At 68.6% G+C, this 10,536-nt stretch carries 11 protein-coding genes and 1 pseudogene; 6 read left to right on the top strand and 6 right to left on the bottom strand.

Annotation, left to right across the window (positions count from 1 at the left end; genetic code table 11):
• From ACWEH3_RS21960 to ACWEH3_RS21940, 5 genes are all read left to right on the top strand, one after another.
• The coding region (locus tag ACWEH3_RS21960; protein WP_452358376.1) for an ATP-binding domain-containing protein at positions 1–596 on the top strand (596 nt) is incomplete at its 5' end.
• A 46-nt stretch (positions 597–642) separates the two neighbouring features.
• Positions 643–1,116, top strand: a complete 474-nt coding sequence (locus tag ACWEH3_RS21955) for an RNA polymerase sigma factor (protein WP_450014990.1) — start codon at positions 643–645, stop codon at positions 1,114–1,116.
• Positions 1,116–1,727: a methylated-DNA--[protein]-cysteine S-methyltransferase gene (locus ACWEH3_RS21950; RefSeq protein ID WP_450014989.1), complete on the top strand. Its 612-nt coding sequence runs from the start codon at positions 1,116–1,118 to the stop codon at positions 1,725–1,727. Before ACWEH3_RS21955 ends, ACWEH3_RS21950 begins: the two co-directional genes overlap by 1 nt.
• Positions 1,724–2,521: a 2OG-Fe(II) oxygenase gene (locus tag ACWEH3_RS21945; protein ID WP_450014897.1), complete on the top strand. Its 798-nt coding sequence runs from the start codon at positions 1,724–1,726 to the stop codon at positions 2,519–2,521. Before ACWEH3_RS21950 ends, ACWEH3_RS21945 begins: the two co-directional genes overlap by 4 nt.
• Positions 2,522–2,526: 5 nt before the next feature.
• Positions 2,527–2,775 (top strand): Ada metal-binding domain-containing protein, encoded by a 249-nt coding sequence (locus ACWEH3_RS21940; protein ID WP_355070936.1) that lies wholly within the window; start codon positions 2,527–2,529, stop codon positions 2,773–2,775.
• 106 nt (positions 2,776–2,881) lie between these two features.
• On the opposite strand, the gene ACWEH3_RS21935 is transcribed toward ACWEH3_RS21940, so the two are convergent.
• From ACWEH3_RS21935 to ACWEH3_RS21915, 5 genes and pseudogenes are all read right to left on the bottom strand, one after another.
• The gene (locus ACWEH3_RS21935) at positions 2,882–3,916 is read right to left on the bottom strand and encodes a cytochrome d ubiquinol oxidase subunit II (RefSeq protein WP_450014896.1); all 1,035 of its coding nucleotides are present in this window, start codon (positions 3,914–3,916) and stop codon (positions 2,882–2,884) included.
• Positions 3,917–3,919: 3 nt separating this feature from the next.
• Positions 3,920–5,262, bottom strand: a pseudogene (locus ACWEH3_RS21930) (cytochrome ubiquinol oxidase subunit I).
• Positions 5,263–5,648: 386 nt separating this feature from the next.
• Positions 5,649–6,143 carry a DUF1360 domain-containing protein gene (locus ACWEH3_RS21925; protein WP_450014895.1) on the bottom strand — a complete coding sequence of 165 codons (495 nt, stop codon included), beginning with the start codon at positions 6,141–6,143 and terminating at the stop codon, positions 5,649–5,651.
• A 655-nt stretch (positions 6,144–6,798) separates the two neighbouring features.
• On the bottom strand, positions 6,799–7,218 hold the full coding sequence (locus ACWEH3_RS21920) for an Hsp20/alpha crystallin family protein (protein ID WP_450014894.1): 420 nt from the start codon (positions 7,216–7,218) through the stop codon (positions 6,799–6,801).
• A 170-nt stretch (positions 7,219–7,388) separates the two neighbouring features.
• Complete coding sequence (locus tag ACWEH3_RS21915; protein WP_450014893.1) at positions 7,389–8,015, bottom strand: hypothetical protein; 627 nt, start codon at positions 8,013–8,015, stop codon at positions 7,389–7,391.
• Positions 8,016–8,305: 290 nt separating this feature from the next.
• Here ACWEH3_RS21915 and ACWEH3_RS21910 point away from each other — a divergent pair, with 290 nt between their 5' ends.
• Complete coding sequence (locus ACWEH3_RS21910; RefSeq protein WP_450014988.1) at positions 8,306–9,409, top strand: glutamate--cysteine ligase 2; 1,104 nt, start codon at positions 8,306–8,308, stop codon at positions 9,407–9,409.
• 30 nt (positions 9,410–9,439) lie between these two features.
• Here ACWEH3_RS21910 and ACWEH3_RS21905 read toward each other — a convergent pair whose 3' ends face one another.
• Positions 9,440–10,435, bottom strand: a complete 996-nt coding sequence (locus ACWEH3_RS21905; protein ID WP_450014892.1) for an alpha/beta hydrolase — start codon at positions 10,433–10,435, stop codon at positions 9,440–9,442.
• Positions 10,436–10,536: the final 101 nt, after the last annotated feature.

Genomic DNA, 10,536 nt, shown 5'->3' with positions numbered 1-10,536 from the left:
CCGACGTGGTGCGGGCCGCGACGACGGTCACCGCCGCCGCCCTCGACGGCGACGCGACGGGCGCGCTGCACGCGCTGGAAACGCATCGCCTGCTGTGCGCGCACCGGCAGGGGCCGTTCGGCGTGGAGCGCTGGGACCGGATGGGCGCGGAGTGGGCCGCCGCCGCGGGGGCGGCCCCCGATTCGCAGCAAGCGCCCTGGTATCCCGGACAACCGCTGCTGGTCACCGCGAACGATCACGAGGCGCGGATCTACAACGGCGACACCGGCGTCGTCGTGCGGATGCCCGACGGCTCGCTGCGCGCGGCGCTGCAACGTGGCAGCGAACCGTACCTGGTACATCCCACGCAGTTCCCCGCGGTCGTCACCGTCTTCGCCATGACCATCCACCGCAGCCAGGGCAGCCAGTACGACACCGTCTCCGTCGTCCTCCCCGAGCCCGAATCCACGTTGCTGACCAGGGAATTGCTGTACACCGCGATCACCAGAGCACGCCGCCACGTCCGGATCATCGGCACCGAGGAGTCCATCCGCGCGGGCATCGCGCGGCGAGTGCTGCGCGCCAGCGGGCTGTCGCGCCGGGAAGGGCCCCGATGACGGGATCTCACATTCGCGGCGCCCGCGGCGTCTACCTGGTGTGAGCCTGCCCCCGTTCGAGGAAATAGTGGCCGAATACGGCCCGATGGTGTTGCGCGTCTGCCGGGCGGTGCTCGGCCCGTCCGACGCGGCCGACGCCTGGTCGGAAACGTTTCTCTCCGCGTTGCGGGCGTTTCCCGGCCTTTCCCCGGACACGAACGTCGAGGCATGGCTGGTCACCATCGCGCATCGCCGCGCGATCGACGTCGGCCGGGCGCTGACGCGCGCTCCCGTCCCAGCCGAGACGTTGCCGGAACGTCCCGCCACCGCCCCCGGACCCGCCGACTACGACCCCGACCTGTGGGCCGCCCTGCGGGCACTGCCGACCAAGCAGCGCCAAGCGGTCGCCTACCACTATCTGGCCGGGCTTCCCCACGCGGAGATCGCCGAATTGCTCGGCAACTCTCCGGACGCCGCCCGCCGCGCCGCCGCGGATGGCCTGAAGACCCTGCGCAAGCTCTACCCGAAGGACGAATCATGATGGCCACCCTCGATCACGGTGACGGGTTGTCGCGCGCGCTGACCCCGGACGCCGACCTGCTCGCCACGCTGCACGCGCGACTGACCGCCGATGCCGACGCCGCGGGCCTGCTCGATGTCGCCTACCGCCTGCTGGAGACCCCGGTCGGGACGTTGCTGCTGGCCGCGACGCCCGCCGGACTGGTCCGCGTCGCCTACCCGACCGAAGACCACGACGCGGTACTCGCCACACTGGCCGGGCGGATCAGTCCCCGGATCCTCGCCGCGCCCGCCCGCTTGGACGTGGCGGCCCGGCAGATCGAGGAATACTTCGCGGGCCACCGAACGCGTTTCGACCTGCCGCTGGATCTGCGGCTGGCCGCCGGGTTCCGCCGCCAGGTGATCGAGCACCTGCCCGCCATCGGCTACGGACAGCGCGCGAGTTATGGCGCGGTGGCGGCGGCCGTCGGGAACCCACGCGCGGTGCGCGCCGTCGGCTCCGCCTGCGCGCGCAACCCGCTGCCGGTGGTGATCCCGTGCCACCGGGTGGTACGCGGGGACGGGTCCGTCGGACAGTACGTCGGCGGCGTCACCGCCAAGCACGCGCTGTTGGATCTGGAGGCGGCGGCATGAGCGAGCCGAGCACCGGAACCGTTGGGGACGGTCGCTGCGCGGAGCATCGTGCCGGGCCCGCTCCCGTCCCGGGGCGGGCCGAAGCCGCCGCCCTGGCGGATCGCGTCGACGCCCAGCCGTGGCAGACACTGCTCGCGGAAGTCGACGCGCACGGCTGCGCGGCGACCGGGCCGATCCTCACTCCGCAGGAGTGCGCCGAATTCACCGCCATGTGGGATGACCTCACCCGCTTCCGATCCACCGTCGACATGGCGCGCTATCGATTCGGCGAAGGCACTTACCGCTATTTCGCGCATCCGGTGCCCGATCCGATCATGGAACTGCGGGCGGCCTTCTACCGAAAACTGTTGCCGCTGGCACGTTCCTGGGCCGATCGCCTCGGCGACGCGGCTCCGTGGCCGGAGGAGTTCGGTGATTGGCTCGACATCTGTCACGCCGCGGGGCAGACCAAGCCGACTCCGATCCTGCTGCGCTACCACGCCGGTGATTGGAACGCCCTGCATCGCGACCTGTACGGCGAGCTGGTCTTCTCGCTTCAGGTCGTCGTCGGGCTGGACCGGCCGGGGATCGACCACACCGGCGGGGAATTCCTGCTCGTGGAGCAACGCCCGCGCGCTCAGTCCAAAGCGACCGTGTCGGTGCTCGAACAGGGGCACGCGTTGGTTTTCACCACCCGCGATCGGCCGACGCCATCCAGTCGCGGCTGGTCCCGCGCCCCGATCCGCCACGGTGTCAGCCGCGTACGCAGCGGTGTGCGGCACACTCTTGGTCTCGTGCTGCACGACGCGGAATAGCCATCGTGTACACCTTGCTCGACGGCGACGGCCGACCGTATCGGAGCATCGTCCCCGGGCGATACGGCGGCCACCGTCGCAGCCGCATCTACGGCCGTCTGGACTGCCCTTCGGCGCTCCGTGCGCTCGCCAGGGGCGCCTACCGCACGCATCGCGTCTTCTTCGCGACCGAATCCGACGCGATCTCCGCTGGCTACCGGCCTTGTGCGGTCTGCGTGCCCGGGCGGTACGCCGCGTGGAAGAAAACGCGCTGATCGCGGATCGCGCCAGAGCCCGCAGCGCCGATTCGAACAGGGGCCGGCTGCTGTGCGGGTCCTGCCGCCGGCAACCCCAGGATCTGGTGCCGCTGGGGCGGAGTAGCTACGCCTGTTCCGGTGCGCCGGTGCGCGCGGGCTCGTCGCGGACCCACGCGTCGGTCTGGGTGAGCCAGAACAGATAGGCCAGGGCGGGTAGCACGGTGACCGCGGCGGCGGCGACGACGACGAGCAGTCCCACCAGGGTTGCTCGTGCACCGGCGGCATCCGCGATGAGCATCTGATCGACGAGGATCCATGGCGTCTGCGCGACGGCCCACCCGATGACGATCGCGGCGACCGCGACCGTCGCGGGAACGCGCGCCCACCCGAATCGGCGGCGGTACACCAAGGCCAGGGTGAGCACCCCCGCGGCCGCCGAGACCGCGATGAGCGGAAGGGCGCGCCCGAGGAGTCCGGCACCCAGGGTAGGTGCGTCGTGACGGATCGGCGCGATCGCCGCGATCGCGACCGCCCCGGTCACGCCACCGACGATCAGTGTGCGCAAGCGCAGGTATCCGGCGAGGGCGTCGTCGCCCGAGCGCGCGGCGTCGGCGGTGAGGAAGACTCCGGCCAGGAATGCCGACGTCCCGACCGCCAGAACACCGCCGAGAATCGAGGTCGGATTCAGCCACGACCGCAACCGGTCGCCGTACCCGTCGGCGGGCACCCGGCCGGAGGCGATCGCGCCGACCGCGGTGCCGAAGAAGAACGGCGTGATGAGCGACGCGCCCGCGAACAAGGCGCCGAACAAGCGTGCCTGGCGCAGCGTCGCGGAGTACTTGCGGAACGCGAAATTCGCACCGCGCAGCACTATTCCGAGCAGCGCCAGGCTCATCGGGATGAACAGGGTGGTCATGACGGCGGCGAACACCGCCGGGTAGGCGGTCCAGAGGAAAACCAGAATGTAGATCAGCCACACGTGGTTGGCTTCCCAGACCGGTCCGATGCTGTGGTCGATGAGCACTCGCAAGCGGCTGCCGCGCCGGGGTCCGCCCGCGGTCAGGTCCCAGAATCCGGAGCCGAAATCCGCGCCGCCGAACAGCGCGTAGAGCACCACCCCGGTGAACATCGCGGTCGCGACGACGTCCGAGAGATCCATCGGTCACGGCTTTCCGACGCTGCGGGCGCGCTGCGCCTGGTCGACCGGCGACGCACCCGGACCGTAGGGGGCGGTGATGGTCGCGGTGCCGGTGCGCCAGCGCCGCGCCATGGAACGCAGGACGACGGTCGCGCCCACCGTCATCCCGGTATACACCAGCAACACGCCGGCATAGGTCCACCACAAGCCGGTGCTCGTACTGGCGGCGTCGGTGGTGCGAAGGACCCGCCAGACCGTCCACGGCTGACGGCCCACTTCGGTCGCGATCCAGCCGCATTCCAGCGCCAGGATCGCCAACGGTCCGGCGGCCACCGCCGCCCCCAGGAACCAACGTTCGGCCAACGGATCGTGGCGCCGCCAGCGCAGCAGCCAGAACACGATCACCATGAGCGCGAGCAGGGTGCCGATGGCGACCATGGTTTGAAAGGCGAGGTGGGTGACGTTGACCGGCGGCCGATCCGTCAGCGGTACCGAGTCCAATCCGGGTACCGAGGCGGTCAGCGAGTTGCGGGCGATGACGGAACCCAGCCGGGGGATCTCCAGCGCTCCCCGCACCTCTCCATCGACGAGAACGCCGCCCAATCGCAGCGGGGCGGGCCCTTCGGTGGTGGTGGCCAGTTCGAACGCGGCCAGCTTCGACGGTTGCGTATCGTGCACCCGCATCCCCAGCACGTGCCCGAGGAGTGGTTGGGCGAGCGCGGCGACGGTCGCGAAGACGAACGGGACCGTGAACCCGAGCCGGTGATGAGGGTCGCGACGTCCACGCAGCAGACCGGCGGCATAGACGCCGGACACCAGGAATCCGACGACCATGAAGGCCCCGACCCACATGTGCGCGAACTGCAGGTACACCCGCCGTTGAACATCGCACGCCACGGATTCACGTCGGTCACCTCACCGTCGGCGAGCCGGAATCCGGTCGGGTTGTTCATCCACGCGTTGACGCTGACCACACAGAAGGTGCCGACCACCCCGGCGGCGCCCATCGGCACGAGCATGGCAAGGTGGCGGCGCGGCGGCATGCGACCCCATCCGTAGAGGTAGATGCCCAGGAAGATCGCTTCGATGAAGAACGAAAGCCCTTCGAAGGCGAACGGCAAGCCCAGCACATCGCCGAAGCGGCCCATCAGCCCCGGCCACAAGAGCCCCATTTCGAAACTGAGCACCGTTCCGGAGACCGCGCCGATGGCGAACAAGATCGCCGACACCGTCGCCCACCGCTTCGCCAAGCCCAGTGCCACGGGGTCGTCGTGAACGATGCCACGGCGATGCACGACGTAGATCATGGCGGGAAAGGCGACGCCGAAACAGGCGAGCACGATGTGCCAGCCCAATGAGAACGCCATCTGCTGGCGTGCGGGCAGCAGGCCGGGCGGCCCTTCGCCCGACGCCTGGTAGAGCGCGACGAGCGTGCTCGACACGATGCGGGCCCCTTTCACTCGGTTTCGATAGCCGCATGCTGCGCCACGCACGCTCCGCTCTCAGCCGGGGTATCCCTTTCGCGCTGTATCAAGCCGGTGAAGGCGTCGAACAGCGGGCCCGGCCGCCGACACCGACCGCGGACCCGAAGCCACCCAGGTGCTGACCTACACCCGCACCCACACCACCCCCGCGCCGCACGACCTGCCGCGACCGCATCGATCCAGCCGCCGATGCCGATTGCGGCTACGGCCGGGGCGATAGCCACAAACCTGGGCGGCCCGTGTAACCGGATCGGTGCAACACCGCTTCGTCAGCCCAGCGCCGCCGGCTTCTCGCCCTCGGCGATCTGCTGAGCGGTGGCATATGCGAGGTGCAGGAAATCGGCGCCTGCCAAGGCGGCCGCGGCGTCGGTCAGCACGCGCGTCATCCGCGGCGCGAAAACGTGTCCAATGGTCAAACCGGTGATCGCCCATACGTCGAAACAGAACGGGCAGCTGAGCAACTCGCCGATGCTGTGCTGGACACCGTGGGCCGCCTTCGGCTCCTCGGCCACCTCTCCGGGACCACCGTCAGCTGCGGCCGGTCGCGTGAACGCTGCGCGTACCGGAGCCGTCACCGCGGCCTTCGTCCCCAAGCGGGACAGCTTGTGCGTGGCGAACGCGGTGACCACCAGATCACGAATGGTCATATCGCGCGGAAGCTTGCGACCTGTCGCGTTCCCGAGCAGTGCGACCACCGCCACTACAGTCGCGTAGGCAACCATCGTGGCGACATAGCCACCCACGGGACGAGAGTTGTCGGTCACCGCCGGAATTCCGCGAGCATATCGTGAACGATCAGAAGCGCTCGTCGCATCACAGCCTCCTCTTGGCACCCTGATGAATCTCTTCCGGCCTACCCTGGCCGTGGCCCGGCAAACAGCCGGGGGGAGTCGGGGGAGGGGTCTGCGGTCCCTCCCCCGATCAGGAGAAGAGTGACGTGACTACGAGAGGTCGTTCCTGCGGCGAGCTGTCATCCCTGCGTGCCACATGGTGTGGCGGTGCGCGTGGAGCAGATGCTCGCTGGTGCTCGCAAGCGCCTGGTACAGGGAGCGGCGACCGCCTCGCCGCGGAACCGGATTCTCAGTGGGATACGGGCATCACCTCCTTCTTCCGATTTCCATTTCACTGTGCGGTGACGGTTGCGGAGGACCGCGTTCGGTGGCAGGCCCTGCTTCGGGGTGCCACCCGTGCGTCCCGAGCATGTCCCGGTCGGGACAAGGGCTCGGGGCGCGCCGCGGTCCCGGCGCCGGGATGGACGGGTGCCCCCACCCGCGCAATCGGGCCCGTGCCTCGCACAGGGTCGCGTCGACCTCGGCGAACAACCGTTCGAGGTCGGGGTCGAGCAGCCAGGCATCGCACTCGTCGAGTGACCGCGGACGTACAGCCGAATCGGACATGACGGCGTCTCCCGTCCGGGGGTCAGGCGTCGATCGCCTTGTGCCCGTTGCCGCGGCCGACCTCGATCTTGCGCGGCTCGGGCCTGTCCGCCAGCGGGATCCGCAGACGGAGCACGCCATCGGCGTAGTCGGCGCGGACCTGGTCGAGGTCGAGGTCGTCGCCCAGGAACAGTCGGCGGCTGAACTCGCCGCGAGGCCGCTCGGTGGCCAGCATCTCGCGATCGGCGTCGAGTTCCGGTCTGCGCGCCCGAACGGTCACGACGTCGCGCTCGACGTTCAGGTCGAGGGAGTCGTGATCGATGCCTGGTGCGTCGATCTCGACGACGAACTGGTCGCCCTCACGCCAGGCGTCCATGGGCAGGACGGCGGGGCCGGCCGCTGTGCCGAACACCTGCTGCGTCCAACGTTCCACATCGCGGAACGGATCAGTGCGCATCAGCATGATCGTCACCTCCAACTCACTCTATTCTGCATAGAACGAATCAGATAACTTGTGCCATGAGGCATAGATTTCTTATAGCACCTATTTGAGTACTGCGCAAGTACCCAGCCGAGGAACGCGCGCCCCCTCGCCATCACCAGCTCCGAGTCGATGTACCGCCCTGGTTCGGGTCAGCTCGCGGCTCGGTCCGGGAAGTGGAGTACGAGACCCGCGTCCCAGGCGCGGTCGATGATGTCGGCGATATCGATGTCGCGTATGCCGCCGAACGCGGGGCCTGCGAACAGTTCGTCGATGTAGCGCAGGATGTGCTCGGCCACGGTGGATTCGACCCGGCCGACGCCTCCGGCGAGTCGGGATGTGAGGTCGCGAGCGCGCATCCTGATGGTGAGGTCTTCGGCGTGGACCTCGTCGGTCCGGATGAACAGTCCGCAGGGTTCGCGGGGAATCAACGCGAGCCGGATCAGTACGCGGGCCGCGCCGATGTATCGCAGCGTTCGACAGGGCAGGCGGACGCGCAGGCGCAGCAGCATGGGCACCGCGATCGTCATATCCCAGGGTCCGCAGTCGCATCGCACGGCGTGTACGGGTCCGGCTTCGGCGATCGCGGTGGCGCGCACGAGTCCGTTCAAAGCTACCGGCACCGGCCCGATCTCGATGCGCTCACCCACGATCCGCGCGACGACGTCGGCGATTCGTTCCGGAGTTGCCGCGGCACGTAACACCCTGTCGGCGAAGTCCCTGCGCGACAAAACATTTGCCGGCACGCTGCCGGGTGCCGTGTCGTGATGTTCGGCCATGTCGCTACCTCCGTCGTGCGCGGTCACCGGAAGACGAGTGGATACACCGCAGGTACGTGGCATCTACCCCGCCAGCGCGATCTCAATCGAGGGGCGCCGCACCGGCTACGACGGCTGACCAGCCGGTGTCCGATCGTTTGGGTATGCGCGAAGGGGGTACGGCACGAACACATTCGCTCGCTCCGTCGACACACAGGTAGGCAAGTGGCCTGGGCGGATCACATCGGCGCGAGACGGGCCGCTATCACCGAGGAATACCGGCCGAAGTATCGAAGGGCGTGATCACGACCATGGACAACGATGTACCGACTGTCGGTGTCGAAGAGGAATTCCTGCTGACCGACCCCGAAACCGGCGCCCCTACACCGGCCAACATCCGAGTTGCCGAAGCGGCGAGGAAGGCGGACATCGATCTGCAGTTGGAGCTGACCAGCTGTCAGGTGGAAACCAGTAGCGGGGTGCATTCCGATATAGGCGCCCTGCTCACGGAATTGCGCACGCTGCGTAGGACCGTCGCGGAATGCGCGGCCGCCAATGACGCTCGGCTCCTCGCTGTCGCGGTGCCCCCGACCGTGCCCGAAGGCTTCCCGGTCACCGATACGCCTCGATATCGGCGGATCGCCGACAGCTTCGGCATGATCGCCCATGAACAAGGACTGTCCGGATGCCATGTGCATGTCGGTGTGCCCGATCGCGAGACCGCGATACTGGTCGGCAATCACGTGCGGCCGTGGTTGCCGGTATTCCTCGCGTTGACCGCCAATTCGGCGATTTACCGTGGCAGTGAGACCGGTTACGCGAGTTGGCGCAGCATTCTGTGGCGGCGCTGGCCCAGCGCGGGACCGCCACCGTACTTCGCCTCCGTCGAGGACTACGACGCGATCGTCGCGACGATGCTCGCCAGCGGCAGCATTCTCGACAACAAGATGGTGTATTGGGACATCCGGCCCTCGGAATCGTTCCCTACCGTCGAGGTGCGGGTCAGCGACGTACCCGCCACCGCGGAGGAAGCCGCGCTGCTCGCCGCCTTGGTCAGGGCCACCGTCACCATGGGGGTGCGGGCGATCGAACAGGGTGAACCCGCCCCGCCCGTCCCTGCCGAAGTACTTCGCGCCGCCTACTGGAACGCCGCGCAGTCGGGTTTGGACGGTGACGGACTCGATCCTGTCGAAGGGCGTGTAATTCCACACCGAGATCTGCTGGACGAACTCGTTGCGCACATCGAGCCCGCGCTGCGGGACTTCGGTGACCGAACCTTCGTCACCGAAGCGATCGCCGACCTCGGCAAGCGTGGCAACGGCGCCCGACGCCAGCTCGAAGCGCTGCGTGACCGTCATGAGATCGGCGACGTGGTCGATGAACTGGCACACGCAACCCTGGAAGGGTGCACCTGACGGGGCTGATCGCGGATCGCCCCGGAGCCGCTACCGCAGAACGGATTCGAACAAGGGCCAGCTGTTGTGCAGGTCGTGCTGCCAGTAGCCCCAGGAATGGGTGCCGCTGGGCCGCAGATCGAAGGTGGCGGGGACGCCGAGTTCTGCGAAGCGGTCGCGCAGTGACCTGGTGCAGCGGTCGGAGATGGCTTCGAGCATGCCGCCGATGGCCAACTGGTCCGCCATCTTCGCGGGGTTGCCGTCGATTCCCGTGCTGTGCGGCTGGTCCAGCGGGCCCGCCTGCCCGTTTCCGGAAGCCACGTAGATCGTCGTGCCGCGCAGCCGTTCCGCGTGCACGTAAGGATCGTTGGCCGCCCAGGCCGGATCGCCCGGCGGTCCCCACATGTTCGTCACGGTGCCGCCTTCCGCGGTGACGATCGCGGCCACCATGGCCTGTCCGGCGGGGTCGCTGGTGCGCACGCAGCCGCTGTAGGAACCGATGGCCTTGTACAGACTCGGTGCGGCCATGGCCAGCTGGAAGACCGAGGTGCCCGTCATCGAGACTCCGGCGATGGCGTTGGCGCCGGTGCCGCCGAAGGTGGCGTCGATGATCGGGGGAAGCTCGCGGGTGAGGAACGTGGTCCAGCGCGGACGGCCGAGGACCGGGTCGTCGGCGCGCCAGTCGGTGAAGTAGCTTCCCGCGCCTCCGACCGGCACCACCACGGTCACCTGCCGGTCGGCGAAGAATCGGTCGACGTCGGTCCGGTCGGTCCAGTCGTCGCCCGCGGTGCCGCCGTCGATGCCGTTGAGCAGATACAGCACCGGAGCCGGACGGGACGGGTCCGGGCGTGGCAGCACGATGACCGATACCGCTGCGCCCATCGCGGGGGAGAAGACGGTCAGCTCGACGGCTCGCCCGTGTGCGGGTCGCATCGGGGGTGGCTCGGCGACCGCCGGGCTTCCGGAGCAGATCAGCATCAGCAGTGCGAAGAGCATTGCGCGCCGGACCGTTCCGCGTGAGTCGCGGCACAGTCGAGGGAACGCCATGCGCTCGACGCTAGGTTCCGCCGCACCGGGATCGCAATGGTCGCGGGCCCGGTTTGGGAAATGCGGCAAACAGTCGACGAATCGAATTGGTAGGAAACACA

It is taken from the genome of Nocardia sp. NPDC004718 (assembly GCF_053601535.1).
This window is presented reverse-complemented; position numbering and strand designations above follow the sequence as displayed.